The organism is Rhizobium sophoriradicis, from assembly GCF_025200795.1.
In the GTDB taxonomy this organism is placed as follows: Bacteria; Pseudomonadota; Alphaproteobacteria; order Rhizobiales; family Rhizobiaceae; genus Rhizobium; species Rhizobium sophoriradicis.
The window spans coordinates 373,012-391,095 of record NZ_CP104154.1 but is presented as its reverse complement, the minus strand read 5'-3'; the positions used below and the strand labels follow the sequence as shown (position 1 = coordinate 391,095).

The 18,084-nt window shown below is 59.1% G+C and carries 16 protein-coding genes; 10 read left to right on the top strand and 6 right to left on the bottom strand.

Annotated elements, in window-relative coordinates:
- Nucleotides 1-15: 15 nt before the first annotated feature.
- The 3 genes from N2597_RS27360 to alr all read right to left on the bottom strand — a co-directional run bounded on the left by N2597_RS27360 (nt 16) and on the right by alr (nt 3,537).
- Nucleotides 16-1,020: a helix-turn-helix transcriptional regulator gene (locus tag N2597_RS27360; protein WP_183602309.1), complete on the bottom strand. Its 1,005-nt coding sequence runs from the start codon at nt 1,018-1,020 to the stop codon at nt 16-18.
- Between the two features lie 84 nt (nt 1,021-1,104).
- The gene (locus tag N2597_RS27355; protein ID WP_096764139.1) at nt 1,105-2,373 is read right to left on the bottom strand and encodes a D-amino acid dehydrogenase; all 1,269 of its coding nucleotides are present in this window, start codon (nt 2,371-2,373) and stop codon (nt 1,105-1,107) included.
- Nucleotides 2,374-2,403: 30 nt separating this feature from the next.
- Nucleotides 2,404-3,537: an alanine racemase gene (gene alr / locus N2597_RS27350; protein ID WP_183602307.1), complete on the bottom strand. Its 1,134-nt coding sequence runs from the start codon at nt 3,535-3,537 to the stop codon at nt 2,404-2,406.
- 125 nt (nt 3,538-3,662) lie between these two features.
- Here alr and N2597_RS27345 point away from each other — a divergent pair, with 125 nt between their 5' ends.
- Entirely contained in the window at nt 3,663-4,127 is a 465-nt protein-coding gene (locus tag N2597_RS27345; protein WP_010033371.1) for an Lrp/AsnC family transcriptional regulator, read from the top strand.
- 15 nt (nt 4,128-4,142) lie between these two features.
- On the opposite strand, the gene N2597_RS27340 is transcribed toward N2597_RS27345, so the two are convergent.
- Entirely contained in the window at nt 4,143-4,868 is a 726-nt protein-coding gene (locus tag N2597_RS27340; protein ID WP_183602305.1) for a helix-turn-helix transcriptional regulator, read from the bottom strand.
- Nucleotides 4,869-5,029: 161 nt separating this feature from the next.
- The gene (locus N2597_RS27335) at nt 5,030-5,668 is read right to left on the bottom strand and encodes an acyl-homoserine-lactone synthase (RefSeq protein ID WP_010033377.1); all 639 of its coding nucleotides are present in this window, start codon (nt 5,666-5,668) and stop codon (nt 5,030-5,032) included.
- 181 nt (nt 5,669-5,849) lie between these two features.
- On the opposite strand from N2597_RS27335, the gene N2597_RS27330 reads away from it, so the two are divergent.
- From N2597_RS27330 to N2597_RS27290, 9 genes are all read left to right on the top strand, one after another.
- The gene (locus tag N2597_RS27330) at nt 5,850-6,194 is read left to right on the top strand and encodes a helix-turn-helix domain-containing protein (protein ID WP_183602303.1); all 345 of its coding nucleotides are present in this window, start codon (nt 5,850-5,852) and stop codon (nt 6,192-6,194) included.
- A gap of 261 nt (nt 6,195-6,455) precedes the next feature.
- On the top strand, nt 6,456-7,883 hold the full coding sequence (locus tag N2597_RS27325; RefSeq protein WP_183602301.1) for a glycoside hydrolase family 15 protein: 1,428 nt from the start codon (nt 6,456-6,458) through the stop codon (nt 7,881-7,883).
- A 96-nt stretch (nt 7,884-7,979) separates the two neighbouring features.
- The gene (locus tag N2597_RS27320) at nt 7,980-9,851 is read left to right on the top strand and encodes a GMC oxidoreductase (RefSeq protein ID WP_183602299.1); all 1,872 of its coding nucleotides are present in this window, start codon (nt 7,980-7,982) and stop codon (nt 9,849-9,851) included.
- An 83-nt stretch (nt 9,852-9,934) separates the two neighbouring features.
- The gene (locus tag N2597_RS27315) at nt 9,935-11,053 is read left to right on the top strand and encodes a ferritin-like domain-containing protein (RefSeq protein ID WP_183602297.1); all 1,119 of its coding nucleotides are present in this window, start codon (nt 9,935-9,937) and stop codon (nt 11,051-11,053) included.
- On the top strand, nt 11,050-11,607 hold the full coding sequence (locus N2597_RS27310) for a hypothetical protein (protein ID WP_009991346.1): 558 nt from the start codon (nt 11,050-11,052) through the stop codon (nt 11,605-11,607). Before N2597_RS27315 ends, N2597_RS27310 begins: the two co-directional genes overlap by 4 nt.
- On the top strand, nt 11,573-12,511 hold the full coding sequence (gene iolE, locus N2597_RS27305; RefSeq protein WP_040142123.1) for a myo-inosose-2 dehydratase: 939 nt from the start codon (nt 11,573-11,575) through the stop codon (nt 12,509-12,511). The genes N2597_RS27310 and iolE overlap by 35 nt, the downstream gene beginning before the upstream one ends.
- 127 nt (nt 12,512-12,638) lie before the next feature.
- Nucleotides 12,639-13,667, top strand: coding sequence for a sugar phosphate isomerase/epimerase family protein (locus tag N2597_RS27300; protein ID WP_183602384.1), 1,029 nt, complete (start codon nt 12,639-12,641; stop codon nt 13,665-13,667).
- A 116-nt stretch (nt 13,668-13,783) separates the two neighbouring features.
- Nucleotides 13,784-14,608: an MBL fold metallo-hydrolase gene (locus tag N2597_RS27295; RefSeq protein WP_183602295.1), complete on the top strand. Its 825-nt coding sequence runs from the start codon at nt 13,784-13,786 to the stop codon at nt 14,606-14,608.
- A gap of 38 nt (nt 14,609-14,646) precedes the next feature.
- Entirely contained in the window at nt 14,647-16,302 is a 1,656-nt protein-coding gene (locus tag N2597_RS27290) for an alpha-keto acid decarboxylase family protein (protein ID WP_183602293.1), read from the top strand.
- Between the two features lie 47 nt (nt 16,303-16,349).
- On the opposite strand, the gene N2597_RS27285 is transcribed toward N2597_RS27290, so the two are convergent.
- The gene (locus N2597_RS27285) at nt 16,350-18,080 is read right to left on the bottom strand and encodes a putative bifunctional diguanylate cyclase/phosphodiesterase (RefSeq protein ID WP_406549922.1); all 1,731 of its coding nucleotides are present in this window, start codon (nt 18,078-18,080) and stop codon (nt 16,350-16,352) included.
- Between the last annotated feature and the right edge of the window lie 4 nt (nt 18,081-18,084).

Here is an 18,084-nt window from a genome sequence, read left to right as displayed (position 1 = left end):
ACGCCGAGGCGGAGTTCAGCGCTTCAAGGTCTGCGATGGCAGTTGACCGAAGCGCTTCCTGTATTCGGCGGCGAAACGGCCAAGATGGGTAAATCCCCATCTGAGCGCGATATCGGCGACGGCCTGCTTCGCACCGGATTCGAGCAGGTCGCGATGGGCAGCGGCCATTCGGATTTCATGGAGGTAGGCGATCGGGGTGGTATTCCTGAATTGCCGGAAACCTTGCTGCAAAGTCCGAATGCTGACCTTGGCTGCCGTCGCGATCTCGCTGAGCGAGATCGGCTCCGCGATGTGCGCATGCATGAAATCGATGGCCCATTTCACATGGCGCGGAGTCGGCGCCGGCGCTGGAAGCGTCAGCTCGTTCGAATAGCGATGCGGAAAGGCCTCGAGAAGCAGGTAGACCGTCGCGTCGCAAAGCGCGCTGACGGCCAGCGGCGACTCCTGCAACAGCCCGCCCCCGCCAAGTCCGCGATACAGATTCGTAACGAGTTGTTGCAACAACAGCCCCGGGCCGGCCGTCAGACCGATATGGGGATGAAAATCGGCGTCACCGGTGATCGTTCGCTCGAACATATGGGTGAGATGCCGGTTGATCCTCTCCTGATCGACGAACAAACCGAGATGACGGCGAGGGCCGAGCAGGCGGGCGCCGGTGGCGCGACCTGCTCCCAGAATGGTGCCGCGACCTGGACCTGAATGGATCGGCTCCTGCCCGGCATCGAAGACCGCATCTCCCTCCACCGGCAGGAATATGATCACTTTGCTGGTCGGCGCCTCCCGCCTGAGCGAGATCGCGCCCTCATAGGCGCAGTCGGCTATGGACAGATTTCCCGCCGAGACGAAATTGCATCGATATGCAATGGAGGCATTGGCTTGCGCCGCAGCCTTGATCGGAGAGGCCGATGACGACAATATTTCCGACAGGGCATCCGGGTCTGTTCCGGTGTATGCCGTTTCCGAAAACGACGGGCTTTGCACTGCCGGATAAAGGAAGTGCCTATCGGAACTAACGGACATTCACGACCTCACGATTATTCCCGCAAGTAATAATCGATTCTCTCCAATAAAATCTCTTCTTTTTTGCGTTACCTCGGCGGGATTTCACGCGTAGCGGCTGACCGCAAGATCCCGCGCATCGATCTCAGGCGTACGGGCGCCGACGAGGTCGCTGATGAGCCTTGCCGAACCGGTGCTCATTGTCCAGCCGAGCGTGCCGTGACCGGTATTGAGGAAGAGGCCGACGATCTTCGTCGGGCCGATGACCGGCGTGCCATCCGGTGTCATCGGGCGCAGACCCGACCAGAAGGAGGCCTTGGACACATCGCCGCCGGGGAAAAGATCGGTGACGGAATGCTCGAGCGTGCTGCGGCGGGCGAGGCCGAGATCGTTGGTGTAGCCCGAGATTTCAGCCATGCCGCCGACGCGGATGCGCTCGCCGAGCCGGGTGATGGCGATCTTGTAGGTTTCGTCCATGACGGTCGATTCCGGCGCGCGCGAGGCGTCGGTGATCGGGATGGTGAGCGAATAGCCCTTTACCGGATAGACCGGCAGGCTGATGCCGAACGGCTTGAGCAGCAGTGGCGAATAGCTGCCGAGCGCAACCACCACCGCGTCCGCGCTCATCCGTTCGCGCTCGCGATCGGGATCGCGAGCGGTGACGACCCCGCGCACCCGGCCGGCTTCGACGTCCAGCGCCTTGATCGTCGTGCCGTAGGCGAAGCGGACGCCGAGCGCTTCGGCTTTGGCGGCCAGCGCATTGGTGAATTTGAAACAGTCGCCGGTCTCGTCCTTGGGCGTCAGAAGGCCGCCGACGATCTTGTCGCGCACGTGCCTTAGCGCCGGTTCGACGCGGATGCAGCCGTCCCGGTCCAGCACCTCATAGGGAATGCCGTCGGCTGCCAGCGCCTTGACATCTTTCGCCGAGGCATCGAGCTGCTGCTGCGTGCGGAACAGCTGCAGGGTTCCCTGCATGCGTTCGTCATAGGCGATTCCGGTTTCGGCGCGAAGCTCGGCGAGCGCGATGCGGCTGTAATCGGCAAGGCGCAGCATGCGACTCTTGTTGATCGCGTAACGCTCGGAGGTGCAGTTGGACAGCATCCTCGTCATCCAGGCGAGCATGGCCATGTCGAGTTTCGGGCGCAGGATGAGCGGCGCATGTTTCATGACCAGCCATTTCATGGCCTTGGCAGGAATGCCGGGGGCGGCCCATGGCGAGCAATAACCGAAGGAGACCTCGCCGGCATTGGCAAAGCTCGTCTCCAGCGCCGGCCCCGATTGCCGGTCGACGACGGTAACCTCATGACCTGATTTGGCCAGCTGATAGGCGGATGTGACGCCGACAATGCCGGCACCCAGAACGATGACTTTCATGATTTCCTCAAGAGCAAAGCCGGCCGGCTCTCAGCAATATTGCCTGTCGTAACGATCGCCCAGACCGGTTAGTATTTCGTAAGATATCGTTCCGGCATCGCCAGCCACGTCTTCGAGCGTCTGGTTGGGACCAAGCACTTCGACAAGGCTCCCGAGGCTCAGCGCCCCTTCGGGCAAAGCCGTGATGTCAACGGTCGCGCTGTCCATCGACACGCGCCCCACGATCGGCAGACGGATGCCCTTATGATAAACGGCGCCGCGGTCGCCGAGACTGCGCGGCAGGCCGTCGGCGTAGCCGGCGGCGATGGTGGCGAGGCGGGTTTGCCTGCGCGTCACATGCGCGCCGCCATAACCGATCTTGGCGCCTGAAGGTACGGTGCGCGTCTGCACGACCGCGACATCCAGCCTGACGACCGGTTCCATCGGGTTGTTGCCGCCAGCATTCGGTGCGCCGCCATAAAGGGCGATGCCCGGGCGGGCGAGCACACCATGATAGGCATCGCCGAGAAAGACGCCGCCGGAATTGGCGAAGGAGATATCGAAGCCGGGAAATTCATCGGCAATGCGCGCCATCTCGGCAATCTGTTCGCCGTTCTGGCTGCTCTCCAGCTCGTCGGCGCAGGCCAGGTGGCTCATGATGAACAGGATTTCGACATTGACGCCGTCGCGGATGGCTGCCGCCAATTCGGCTCGCTCTTCCCAGGGAAAACCGAGCCGCGACATGCCGGTGTCGAACTGCAGAACGGCCGGCAGGCTGCGCTTCAGCCGACGCGCGGTCGCCGACCATTGCCGCCACTGCGCCAGCGAATTGAGAACCGGAACGATGCCGCTTTCGGCGCAGGCGAGCTCGTTGCCGGGCTGCAAGCCGTTCAGCACGAATATCTCAGCACCCTCAGCAAGGGCCGGCCGCAGCCTTACGGCCTCGACGAACTGGGCGACGAAGAAATGCCTGCACCCCTGATCGTAGAGCGTTTGGGCGACCCGCTCGGCGCCGAGGCCATAAGCATCGGCCTTGACGACGGCTCCCACGCGGACCGGCGCCAGCATCGATGCAAGCTTCGAATAATTGCGGCCGAGCGCGGCAAGATCGATCGTCAGATAGCCCGTGGCTCCCTGCGTGATCGTAGCGGTGCGTGCGCGGGAAACCAAAATATCGCTATCCATGTCCACCCCATCTCGATATCAGCAGCTTATGAAATAATGAGCGAAATTGCCGATGATTTCGTCGCTTAATATTGCGCATACTGCACATTATTCGCATAATCAGCCAAGATATGAAGGAAACCGTCATGCCCGCCCTCGACACGGTCGACCGCAATATCCTCAGGCTGTTGCGTCTTGACGCGCGCATGAGCAACGCCAAACTCGCCGCCGAGATCGGCCTTTCGCCGTCGGCCTGCCTCAGACGCATCAAGATCATGGAAAAATCAGGCGTCATTCGCGGCTATACGGCGCTGGTGGATACCGGCAATGCGGATGAGATGATCGCCGTGATCATCAACATCACCCTCGAACGGCAGACGGAGGATCATCTCGATCGCTTCGAAGCGGCGGTGCGTCGGCATCCGGAAATCCGCGAATGTTTTCTGATGACCGGCGGATCTGACTACCTGCTGCGCGTGGAGGTTGCCAGTGCGGGCGAGTTCGAACGGATTCACAAGGAGATATTGTCGACCCTGCCCGGCGTCCTCCGGATTCATTCCAGCTTCTCGATCCGCAATGTTCTGGCGACGCGCACGCGGGGCAGGCGCTGAACCGCCTTCCCTAGCCTAGATCAACTCCAGCGCCGTGGCCTTGGCGACCGCCTCGCTCGTGGTTGCAACGGTCAGCTTCCGGCGCGCTGAGGCGAGATAGAGCTGCACCGCACTGATCGAAATGCACAACCGGGCGGAAATCTGCTTTGCCAGAAAACCGCTGGCCGTCATCTCCAGACATTGCAGTTCGCGGCGCGACAAATGCGGAACATCCGCAATCTCCCTCATGCCGGCCAGCACCATGGCCCTGTCATGGAGATGATGGGCGAGAAACTGGAGGTCGCGCATGCTGTCCATACGGAACTGCCGCCAATAGGTGTCGGGGTGATTGGAGGTCACCGTAAACAGCGATCGCTCTCCCTGAGGTCCTCGCACCGGCAGGGTAACGCCTTGCCGACCGACGCCGTAGGCCATCGCCTCCTTGAAGAAGCCATAGGCCTTGCCCGAATCCCATTTAGACGCAGACCACTCTACGGGCAGGAAGCCACGTCGGCCGAGACGTACGACGGGGTCGATGCTGAAGTAATCCCGGGCACGATATTGCTTCACCCACTCGGGCGGGTAGGTCAGCATCAGCAATGGATTGCTGATCGTTGCCCCCGATGAGCGGGTCACATGCAGAACCATGTGCGATATCGCATAGATGTGGCGGACTTCGTCCAGCGTCGTTTCCAGATCCGGCAATGTCGGCGATGCGGAGATCCGGTCCAGACAGTAGAAAAAACGAGAACTGCTCAGCATGAGATGGACTCGTGGTTGCGTGATTTCATGACTGCTCGCAATGGTAACATTTCACGATTACCGAGAACAGCATATTTTTTGGCAACCATGGCGCGACATGAAGAACAGATTAAAGACCGACGAGACCAATCCCATGCCGGGCGGCGGGACAGTGACTGCGCTTACCGCATGCCGCCATCGACAAGGGCTCCGGCAGGATAGGGAGAGGCTTGCTCCAGAAATCGGGACAGGTTGGCCCGAAGTGTTCGACAATTCTCCGCCGTCACATCCCATAGTCCGACATACAGTTTGCCGATCTCGGGCCGGGATCGGGCAAGCGGCGTCGGCCTCCAGCCGATCCTGCGGTATACGGCGACCATCGCGACGTCATAGACGCCGACAATGCTCTCGATACCGGTGTCGAGTGCAAGATCGCAAAGCCCTGAGAGCAGCTCCGTGGCGACTGCGCGCGATTGCTCCATGTGTCCGGCATGCGGATGAAGGCAAAAGCGGGTACATTCCCAGGTCGTCGGGCTATCGACGTCGATAGGCTGATCGAAGAAATGCCGGAACTCGCTTTTGAGCATCGTCGCTCCCGTGGTCGGCAGCAGGCGCAACGAACCGGTCAGCGTGCCGGAAGGTCGCTGCGTGACGAGATAAACGGGATCTTCGGCCTCGTCGTATCGGTCCCTCTCCCATTGATCCCGGACATCGACCTGCCATCCCAGCCGATCGCGAAAAACGGCGGCACGAGCCCGAAACATTTCATCGAAAGCACGTCGATCGGTCTCGAGCATGTCTTTGGTGAGTATCCGCAACATATCCGTCCCTCCTGATGTTCTGACGTTTCACAACAGGAGGCCGAGCGGGCGCAATCTGGATATTTCACCAGGTTGACCGGTGCTTGGCTTTGCCGTCCCTTCCATAAGAAGTTTCTGATGTTCGTCGATCGAAAGCTCTTGGTAATTGCCAATTTTAACGCAACAACGGGGAGGATTGTTGATGACCCACGACATGGCACGCGGCAGACGTATTCGAGAGGCGATATCCCGCGGCAAGTTCCGGAAAGTTCACGCCCTGGCGGCCGAACTGGACGTGTCCGTCGCCGCCGTCTCACGCTGGCAGAATGGCGGTCATACCTCGCTGGAAAGCGCCTGCGCGCTCGCCGACCTGCTGGATGTCTCCCTCGACTGGCTGCTGCTCGGGCGCGGCACGATGGACTGGCATAGGAACAGCGCGATCTCCGCCACGGAATTGCAAATGGTACTGGCGTTGCGCAACCGGTCTGCGGCAACACGCTCCAATCTCGTCGGGCTGGTCGAATCCAGCCCGCCGGAGCACCCGTAACGCCAAGCGCAATTCTCCGGGATTTTTTGACCTGAGATCAACACGTTTAGGTTGATAAAAAGCAGATCCTCGACGATCTTCTAGTTAAAGGTTCAGCGGCGGCGAGGGCGGGGCGGCGGGCGGCCAGCCACCCTGCCCCTCGCCGCAGAGACCTTGTGTTCACTCTCAACGCCCATTCGGCCGCAATATTTCTCCCATCCGGGTCCGGAATATTTTCTCGATCTGGTCCCGGCAAGTCTCAACCGATTTTGGAGTCAGTCGATGACAGTTGCGCTGTGGAGTCAGTCAATGGCGGGTGCGAACCCGGCCCATATCGGCGCCAATGCGCCGACAGTCAAACCGAGGCCTGCCTTCGCGCAGACCGATCTGGTCGCTTTGTCGCGCTATTTTTCTCTTCTGATGATGCGCAACATCACCAGCGATGGCTATGTCATCGAGGATCCCACATCGCCCGGCGTCTTCTCTGCCCCCGGCTGCGTCATCGCCGCACCCTCCTATCCAGCGAACACGCCTGGTGTCGACCAGGACTATGTTTTCAACTGGGTCCGCGACGGGGCGATTACGGCCATCGAGATCGCGCTTGCCGGCTTGCTGCCCGTTCCGGGCGGAGTATTGCCAAGCCTGGTCGACTACGTGAACTTCGCCGCGCTCTGCCAGGCGAATGCGAAGAATTCCGACACCGTCACACTTGGCCACGCCTGCTTCACCATCACCGGCGAGGTTCGCCCGTGGTCGGAGCAGAATGACGGGCCGGCCATTCAGTCGATTGCGATCCTGACCCTGTTCGATCAGCTGGATGGCGCCACGCAGACGATCGCCAAACAACTGGTCCAGGCCAACCTCGCTTATCTTCTCGAAGTTTACCAGAACAAGACCACAAATCTCTGGGAGGAATATGAGGGCTATTCGTTTTTCGCAAGAGCCGTACAGCTGCGCTTTTTCCGGGAAATTTCCACAAACACGATCGGCATTGCGGTGCCTGCCGGGGTGACGGATGCCATCTCCTGGCTGGAAAGCCAGCTGGCAACCCACTGGAACGGGCAGCTCTATGTGAGCATTCTGGATGCCGCGGAGCAAGCCGGTTACGACGCGAACATCGATATCGTCTCTTCGGTCTGCTATGGCGGGATCGAGCCAACCGATACCAAGCTTCTGGCAACGGCGGCCATCCTGCGGCGCCAGTGGGCCGATCCTTCGTCTTCGACCTATTACCCGGTCAATGGCGCCGACGCGGCCAACGGGCTCGGACCACTCTTCGGGCGCTATCCGGGCGACTATTACGATGGCGATGTGGCGGCTCCGGTTGCCGGCGGGCATCCCTGGGCTCTGTGCACCGCCAACTTCGCCGAGTTTCAATATCGGCTTGCCAATGCCATCGATGCCAGCGGCGCCATCCCCCTCGATCAGTTCTCCGAACCCTTCTTCGCGGAACTGGGACTTGGCGCATCCAGCAGCGCCGCCGATGCGTCGGCTGCCTTGCGGGCTTCGTCTGACGCCATGCTGCGCGCCATCGTCTATCACAGCGATCACTATGAGCTGAGCGAACAGTTCGATGGAACCGTTGGCTACGAGAAAAGCGTCCGGAATCTGACCTGGAGCTATGCCTCCTTCCTCTCGGCAGTCAGAGCCCGCGCCGCCGCGCCGGCCGCCAAGTCCAAGCCCCGAAACTCTCGCGGCCCGAAATCATGACGATTGAAGGCCGCAGGGCCTGAAATCTCGATCGAGTCCAGAACGGCATGGTTCGCAAAGCCCTGATCGGCTTTCCGGGATTAATGGAGGACCAAAGTGCTTTTTCCTCTCGAATCGGCAATAAGAGCCGATGCCAAGACCGTCGCAGAGTCTGGCGACTACGATATCGTGATCGTCGGCAGCGGCATTTCCGGAGCAATCATTGCCAAGCAGGCTGCGGAAGCGGGCAAACGTGTCCTTATCCTTGAAGCCGGAACTGGTTCCAATGTCACTCTGGCAGGCTATGACAATCTGCTGACGACTTTCTATTCGGCAGCCTCCAAGGACAACCAGTCGCCTTTTCCGCTAAATGCGAACGCGGCCATACCTCGCAGCCCGCAGCTTCGCAAGCTGCAGGCGGGGGAAACCGATAGCTCGAACTATATCGTTCAATCCGGCCCTTATGTCAGTGATACGGTATATACCCGTATTTTCGGCGGAACGACCATGCACTGGGAGGCGAAAACGCCCCGTCTGCTTCGCTCCGATTTCAAGACGCGCACGCTTTTCGGCCAGGGGCTGGACTGGCCGCTGAGCTTTGAGGAAGTCGAGGAGGATTACCGCCTGGCCGAGCGGGAGATCGGCGTATCGGCGAATGTCGAAGATCAGCAATATCTCGGGCAGACCTTCCCGGACGACTATGTCTTTCCCATGCGCGGCCTGCCGCTTTCCTATCTGGATCAGCAGGTCAACAAGGGCATCGAGGGCACCAGCGTCGAACTTTACGACAAGACCTATCCCCTGAAGGTCAGGCCCTTTCCGCAGGGGCGCAACGGCATACCAAACCCGGCCTATGACGGTGGGAAGGGCTACCGTCCAATCGGCGCGGTCGATACGCATCAGGTCGAAGAGGGCGGTCGCTGCCAGGGCAACACCAACTGCGTACCGCTCTGTCCCGTGCAAGCGCGCTACCACTCCGGCAAAACGCTTGCCAAGGCGTTCGCGGTAAACGGGAAAGGCGGCGAGCGGCTTGTCGAAATGTTACCGCAGGCGGTCGCATCGAAGGTCAACATCGATCCGGATAGCGGGAAAGTCCGCTCTCTCGAGGTCAAGATTTACAAGGACCCGGCCTCACCGGCCCATGAGACCATCACCGTGAAGGGTAAGGTTTTCGTGCTTGCGGCAGGCGCCATCGAAACGGCGCGTCTCATGCTGGCCTCCGGCCTGCGCAGCACCAGCGGTCTTGTCGGACGCAATCTGATGGACCACGCCTACCTGCTGAACTGGGCGCTGATGCCGGAGATCTGCGGCACGATGCGCGGAACCAGTTCGACGGGCGGTATCGTCGACCTGCGGGACGGCCCTTTCCGGGAAAAGCAGGCCGCCTTCGCCATCGATATCCATAACGACGGCTGGGGTTGGGCCACGGGTGCGCCGACCTCCGACCTTCTGGAGTTGGTGGATGATCGCAACCTCTACGGGGCCGATCTTCGGCGTGGCATGGTCGACCAGGTTTCGCGGCAGTTGCTGCTGGCGTTCATGATCGAGGTCATGCCCGTCGACAGCAACCGCATCACGGTGGATCCGCAATATACCGATGCTCTGGGCAACATGCGGCCCATCCTGTCCTTCACGGTTCCGGAATATACCATGAAGGGCGCCGCCTATGGCCGCCAGTTTGCGCGCACCGTCTTTGCGCGCCTGGGCGCGCAGGATCATACCCAGTACGACCCCAGCGATTACGGCTATGTGGCCTATGAGGGACAAGGCTATGCGATCCGCGGCGGCAATCATCTGGCCGGCACCCATATCATGGGAACGACGAAGACCAATTCCGTCGTGGACAAAAACCAGCGCAGTTGGGACCACGAAAATCTCTATCTCGTGGGCGGCGGCAGCATGCCGACGATCGGCACGGCCAATGTCACCTTGACGCTGGCCGCCATGTGCTTCCGCAGCGGTCGCGACATTCTGAAGTCTCTGCATTGAACGAAGACCGGCATCCGCTGCGCGGAACCGATGCGACACGAAGCCGGCAGGTGCACCCATTTTATCTTTCATGGAGCTTGAGCATGGATTCCTACAGTATCAAGACGCTCGATGAGCTGAAAGAGTTTCTCTACCGGGCGATGCAGCTCGAACATGCGACGATTCCGCCGTATCTGACGGCGCTTTACTCGATCAAGCCCGGCGTCAACCAGGATGCGACCCAGGTTCTGCGCGTGATCGTCGTGGAAGAAATGCTGCATCTGACGATCGCGGCCAATATTCTCAATGCCATCGGCGGTAAGCCGGATCTTGTCAGGCCGGACTTCGTCGCCAGCTATCCGGCCGCCCTGCCGGACGGTGAGACCGATTTCAGGGTCGGTATCCAGGCATTCGGCCGTGAGGCGCTGGCGACTTTCCTGAAAATCGAGCGGCCGGCCCAGCGTCCTGAACATCTCGTCGGCAAGGGCCTGATGTACCGCAAAACTCCCGCCGATATCACCGCGCTTGCCAGCCATCCGAGGCATGAGGACCTCCATTTCTACAGTATCGGCGAGTTCTACTCGGCCATTGCGGAAGGCATCAAATATCTGGAAGCCGAAGCGCATGGGGCGGGCACAACCATCTTTACCGGCGACAGGTCGCGCCAGATCACTTCGGAATATTATTACTCCGGCGGCGGCGAGCTGTTTCCCGTCACCGATCTGAAAAGCGCCCAGGAAGCCATCGAGCTCATCATCGAACAGGGTGAGGGCGACGGCGGCGGTATCTACGACGGTGACGACCACGAACTGGCCCATTACTATCGTTTCGAGGAGCTGGTCAAAGGCCGCTACTACCAGAAGGGCGACCAGCCCGGCCAGCCCACAGGTCCGCACCTGCAGGTCGATTGGGAGGGCGCCTATCCCATAAAAGAGAACCTGAAAGTAAAAGATATACACGAAGGTTCGGAACTGCGTGAGGCGGCGATCGCCTTCAACACCCGCTATGGCGAATTTCTCCAGCTTTTGACGCGTGCCTATAACGGCCAGCCAAACCTGCTGCTGGAAGCCGTTCCGATGATGTTCGAATTCCGCAACATGATCCTCGAACTCATCCGCAATCCGCTGCCGGGGCATCCCGGCAAGAACGGCAGCCCCACCTATGAGATCCCCGGCGGCATCAGACAGCCAGCCGTCACCCGGCAGGCGGAGGTGAACGCATGAGCAGCCGTTTCGAGCCCTTTCTGGGCCTTTCCGTCGAATTGACGGCCTTCTCCTACTTCGATCTGTTGGGAACCGGCCTGGCAGAACGCTATCTCGCCACGCTCGACACGGTGGTCGGCAGCGAGATCACCGACGCGCTGCTGGCCGCTTTCACCGCCTTGCCACCGCCGGAAAGTGAGGCCCGTATCCACGCCCTGCGCACGACCATCCTCGGCAATGAATTGCTCGGAGACGTCGCCCGCGCGCTGATCAAGCTCTGGTATTCCGGCACTTGGTTCGAGCTGCCCTCCGCTTGGACGGAGCGCTTTGGCCCCAGGCCTGCGAATACCACCTTCGTCGTTTCTCCCGATGCCTATATCGAGGGTCTGCTCTGGAAGGCGATCGGAGCTCACCCTGCGGGCGCCAAGGGGCAGGGTTTCGGCTCCTGGGCCTTTCCACCGAAAATTCCGGCTCCGGCCCCCGTTCCAAAACCTGACCTGACGCCACTTCCGCTTGTCTTCAAAGAACTGGATCAACGCCATGACGAATTATCTGCATCGATTGACGCCCGCTAAGGTCTGGCTCGGCGTCATCCCCACGCTCTGGTGGAATGACGATTTCATCAATATCGACATCGGCATCCCCTACGAGCAGGCTCTGAGTGAAATGGCGCTCGCCGGCTATGTCGGGTGCGGCGTCGGCCATAAATATCCGACGGATCCGAAAATCTTGCGCCCCGTCCTCGAACTCAGGGGATTGCGGATTTCGGAGCCTTGGGTGAGCACTTACTTCACCATCAAGGCGATGAATCGTCACACGCTTGAAAGCGTCGACGCTCAGCTCGACTTCCTCGAAGCCATGGAAGGCGGCAGCGACGATCCGCGCAGGGCCGATCTCGTCGTCGCCGAGTTTGGCGGAGCGGTCAATCCGCTTCCGGTCGCCCTGTTTCCCAATTGCCCGGAATTCTCCGAGGACCAGTGGAAACAGCTGATCGAAGGCCTGCACGCAGCCGGAGAGAAAGCCAGGGCCCGCAACCGCCGGCTCTGCTATCACCCGCATCTCGGAACCGGGGTGATGAAGACGGAAGCGATCCACCGGCTCATGGACGAGACGGATCCTCGCCTGGTCAACATGCTTCTCGATACCGCGCACCAGGCGGCCGCCGGCGTCGATCCGCTGGCGCTGGCCAGAAAATACGCCCACCGCATCAAGCATGTTCACCTAAAAGACATTCGAGCCGAGGTGGTTAAGAACATTCACAACAGAGAATTGTCCTTCCAGCAAGGGATCGAGGCGGGGATCTTCACCGTGCCGGGCGACGGCTCCATAGAGACTTTTCCGGAAATCCTCGATGCGTTGGCCGAGGCGGATTTCGCCGGTTGGATCTGCATCGAGGCAGAGCAGGACCCGGCCAAGGCCAATCCGCTGCAATACGCGAAAATGGGCCGTGAATATCTGCGCAAGCTGCTTGGATGGTAGCCCGCGCCGACCGTTTGTTTCGGCCCGATGACAATGTGAAGGAGGCGGGGACGGATCTCGCCTCATCACAATGCCGGGCGAGACATCACCCTGAACCACGCATTACTGGATAGCCACAGCTGGAGTGATGAAGATGGAAGAGGCACGCAGGCGAGATATATATTTCAGCTTCTTTATGTTTACAGCGGACTTGAGGCCGAATGATGCTGCCTATACCCAGGTTCTCGTCAGACATCTGAAAGCTCTTACCGAGATTGGCTACACCGGCTTCGATGTGCATATCGCCCCGGGACCGGCCCATGCCGATCATCACGCTGAGGTCGAAAGTTATATCAGCCTCAGACGAGCGTTCGATCGGGCCGGCTTCCGGGATGTGAAGTTCACGACCAATGTGGGGACCACGCGGACCTTCGATCCGACCTCGCCCTACGAGGAACAGCGCAAGCAGGCTTTGTCCTATCTCAAATCCCGAGTCGACATCACCTCGGTGCTGGGCGGGGAGAATACGATCATGTCGGGGCCGTTCCTCTACCCCTATGGTATCTTTCCGCTGACGGATGACGGTGAAGGGATCTGGAGCGACGCGCTTCAGGATTGGATGAAGCCGCGATACGCGGCGGCGGCCTCCATCTTCCGAGAATTGGCGCAATATTCCGCCGAGAAGCGGGTGAAGCTCGCCATCGAACCCGTCAAGAATTGGGAAACGCCCGGGCCCACAATGGTCTCGGAAGCGCTGGACTTTCTCGAAAGCGCCGACATTCCGGTCTGTGGCGTCACGATCGATACAGCCCAGGTCGTGATGGAAAGCCAGGGGCCGGCAATCTTCAGGAAAAATGTCGCCCGGGCTGTACAGCAAAGCCGGCTGAATTACGTTCATATCTCAGCGCCGGACCGGGGCGCTGTTAGAGATAGCTGGATTCCCTGGGAGATCATGCTGGACGAAATCGAGCCGGTCTATTCCGGCCCCTATCTCGTCGAAGTCTTCAACGCGATTCCACCCTTCGAGAGCTCGATGAGAATGACGCGCAGACGCTTCTGGCGGCCCGGCGAGGACGCGCCGGAGGCTGATGTCGACAGCGCCTACGACGTTGCGCGCGCCGCCCTGAGGACATTGGAGGAAAAGATCGCGTCCCACGGCCGTCGATCTCATCCGTGATGGCGCTCCGGCGCGCACATGTTGGAAACAGCCCGGGAATGCTGGGGAACAATATCTCCTCCAACCCCAGGTGAACGTCAAACCTCAGCAAACGACCTTCAAACAGGGAGATACCGATGGTGACGCAATTGCCGGAACCCATTAAAATCGTCAGGCGAGCAGGCGATGTCCGTATTCATACTTTCATTTCCGCTTTCACGGATGACAATATCGCCAATGCAACGCACATCATCGAAAGCAGGAACAAGCTTGTTCTTGTCGATGGGCAATTCCTCGTTCCCTATGCGCTGCAATTCAGGGCGTATGCCGACAGTATCGGCAAGGAGATCGACCGCATTTACCTGTCGCACAGGCACCCCGACCATTGGTTCGGCCTGGGAGCCGCATTCAGCGACATTCCGATTCATGCTCTGTCGGAAACGAAGGAGTTCCTGAGGCAGCATGGGCAGGATTCCCTGAATGACCATTGGAAACTGGGCAACCTCGCTCCGACGAGCTTGGTAATTCCCGAAAAAACCGTCCGTGCCGGCCACGAGATCATCGACGGTGTCAAATACGTATTTGATGAAGTCGTTGATACGGAGATCGATTTTCTCCTCACCATAGGTCTTCCTGATGTCGGCGTTTTTATTGCGCAAGACCTGATCTACAGCGGAACGCACCTTTATCTGACGAAATACATGGAGCATTGGATCGGGATTTTGCAGGGCATGCTGCTGTCCGACTATGAGCTGTTCCTTCCCGGTCACGGCTTTCCGGCTGACAAAAACGAGGTTGCCAAAAATATAGAGTATTTGTCCGTCGCCATGGAGGCCGCCGGCAACGGACTCACCAATGATGCTTTCAAACACTTCCTGCTGGAAAGATTTCCCGAACGAAAATGCCCCGGAATATTCGACATATACATACCGCGCTTATTCGATAACGCGAGCGAGTTCTAATATACGTCAATTGTCCTCAACAGGGGAGCCGTCGGAACATGGTCGATACATATACGGTTGGAGAATATCTGGTCGACAGACTTCGCGAACTGGGCTTGGGACACCTGTTTTCCGTGGCGGGCGATTATTCGATCGAATGGGTGAACAGCTATGTCGAGAAAAGCGGTATTCAGGTCATCGAAGAGGTGAATGAACTGAATGCCGGTTATGCCGCCGACGGCTATGCGAGACTGAAGGGAATTGGCGCGCTGTGCGTCACCTATTCCGCAGGCTCGCTTTGCGCAACAAATGCGATCGCCGGATCTTACGTCGAGAAAGTGCCGGTCGTTCTGATCAACGGTGCGCCAAGCATCCAGAAAACGCTGACATTCGAACAAACCGGCTACAGTTCGCATCACTTCATCAGCGGACGGGAAACGGATCGTCAGGTGTTCGAATACATAACCGCCGCTACCGTCCGCATCGACAGCCCTCATCTTGCGCCAATGCTCATAGATTATGCGCTGACACAGTGCATCACGGAAAGACGTCCTGTTTATATCGAGTTGCTGGAGGATATGGTCGACCTGGAATGCGCGCGCCCGTCGACTGCATTAAGAGTGGCGCCTGACATATCCGACGAGGACAGTCTCAATCAGTCGATCGCGCAAATCAGCGAAAGATTGCAGAATGCCACCAAACCGCTGATCTGGATTGGTGTCGAGATCGACCGGTTCGGCCTCCACGACCAGGCGGAGCGGCTCATTCGGGACCTCAAAATTCCCTACGTGACCGAGCTTTTGAGCAAAGCCATCCTGTCGGAAGACGATGTCCAATTTGCCGGGGTGTTCGATGGCCAATCATCATCACCGTATGTCCAGTCTTTGGTCAAAGACTCCGACTTCGTATTGGCGCTGGGCGTCTGGTTGACTGATATCAACGATTTGGGCTGGCCTATCGATCTCGCTAAAACCGCATTCGCCTCCTGGGATACGGTGAAATACGGCACGATCTTCAACGCACAGGTTTCGTTGGCGGATCTCGTCAATGGCTTGATCGACAAAAGGCTGACATGCAAAGCCCAAAGCCTTCCGGCGAAAACGGCCCGGCAAGCGCCGGTCGTGAATCCGGCAAGCGAAATTACCTATCAGGGTTTCTACGATCTCATTCAGCAGCAGATCGACGGAAATACCATCGTTGGTGCCGATGCCAGTCTGAATTATTTCGGGAGCCTGCTTCTTGAAGTGGGGGCTCGCCGCGGCTTCATCGTCCAATCATCCTATTCGGCGATCGGTTATATCGGCCCGGCCGCGACCGGAGTTTCGCTGGCGAAGCAAGCTAACCAGAGGCTGCTGGTCTTTGCCGGTGATGGCGGGTTTCAGATGACCGCTCAATGCCTCTCGACACAAACCCGTTTCAATCTCAACCCGATCATCTTCGTGATGGACAACGGCATCTATGGCGTCGAGCAATGGCTTGCCGATGCATCGGTTTTCCATGATGACAAGCCGTTCTACAACTCATGCATCCTGCACCGATGGAATTACAGCAAGTTGGCAGAGGTCTTTGGCTGCCGGGGCTGGAAAGTGGACACCTATGGCGAACTCGAGGATGCCATAAGCGGCGCCAAAGAAAACCTGAATAGTCCGTCCATCATCCAGGTCGTCGTGCCTCAGCGGTCAATCCCCAATAATGCCAACTGGAAAGCAAGTTAAAGCAAGCTAGAGCGAGTCAGCTTTTAAGGAAAGCGCAGAACCATTCGTTATCGACCGGCCCCAACAATTTCGGCCCGCTCGCAATCGAATATCTCCTGCTCTAAACGCGCCGACAGATCGGCAAACGACTGCGGTCGTCCAAACGCATAGCCCTGGAGGGTGTGGACACCGAGCGAGGCGAGTACGTTGGCGTGCTCGAGCGTTTCCACGCCTTCGGCAATCACTTCCATATCCAGCGCCCGCGCTATGTCGACCAATGAGCCGACCAGCCGGCGGCTGGGCACCGATTGCAAAATCGGCGTCACAAGCTGGCGATCGATCTTGACGCGATCCGGCCGCAGCTCGAGCAGGCCCAACAGGGAGGCGTGACCCGAGCCGAGGTCGTCGATCTCGATGTCGATGCCGAACGACTTGATCGCCTGGATGTTCTGCCGCACCTGGTCACTCAGGCTGTCCAGGAATATCGTCTCTATCAGCTCAAAACTTAACCGACCGGGCGGGATGTCATAGCCGTCGAGCTTCGCCGTCAGCTCGGGATCGTCGAGACGATCAGCGGAAAGATTGACGGACACCCTGATGCCTTTGAGCGGGGAAGCGGAGGATTTCATGTCCGACAGAACAGCCTTCAGAACGACATCATCAAGCTCTGCGACCAATCCATTCGACGAGGCGATGGACAGGAAATGCGCCGGGGCGAGAATTCCTCGGGTGGGATGATGCCACCGCGCCAGAGCTTCGACACCATTCACTCGGAAAGATCTGGCGTCGACCTGCACTTGGTAGAACGGGCGGATCTGGCCGAGCGCCAGCCCGGACCGCAGATCCTGGGCGAGCTGCCTTTCGTTCGCCAGGGTCGACGCCATTTCGTCGGAAAAAATCTCGGCCCGATTCCGACCGTTGCGCTTGGCGTGGTACAGCGCCAGGTCGGATTGGGAGAGCAGCCTGGCGAAATCGGCGTTCATGGCGCTCGCAACGCCGATCGAACACCGCACGATGAGCGTCTGATCGCCGACAGGAAGCGGGCTTTCCAGACGTCTCTGAATATGATCGAGCACCGCAATCGTCTTGTCACACTCATCCTCGGTGATGACGACAGCGAACTCATCGCCGCCGAGCCGTGCCGCCACGTCACCAGCGGAAATGGCCTCCAGCAGGATTTTGCTGACGTGACACAGAACGAGGTCGCCGACCGCATGTCCGAAGCGGTCATTGATCTCCTTGAAATGATCCACGTCTATATGAAGAAGCGCAACCTTGACGCTCTCCTGCCTGGCAAGTTCGGACAGGGCGCAATCGAAGCTGCGCCGATTCAACAGGCCGGTGAGGTGATCGTGATCGGCTGCGAACCGCGCCTCCGCCCGGCTCCTCTCCAGCTCCTTGTTGAGAAGCACATCGTCCGTCACATCCCATTCGGCGCCGACAAAGCATGGGTCGCCGGCCGCATCGATGAAATAACGAGCACGCGAACGCAGATAGCGGGTCGCTCCATCCGGCCGAATAATGCGAAACTCGGATGCATAATCCGATCTGGTTTCGATCGCGCGCAGAAATATTTCGTTTGTCGCCACCAGGTCGTCTGGGTGGATACTGTCGAGCCAGATCACGTCGAGCGGCGCTTTCGGAACGCCATAGATCGATTTGAGCTGTTCATCCCATCTCGTCTGGTTTTTTGCGATGTTGTGCTGCCAGATCCCGACCCCGGACGCTTCAAGGGCCAGTCCAAGCTGGCGAAGCAGGTTCTCAAGCTCGACATTTGTCCTGGATAGTTTGTTGCTCAAGGCG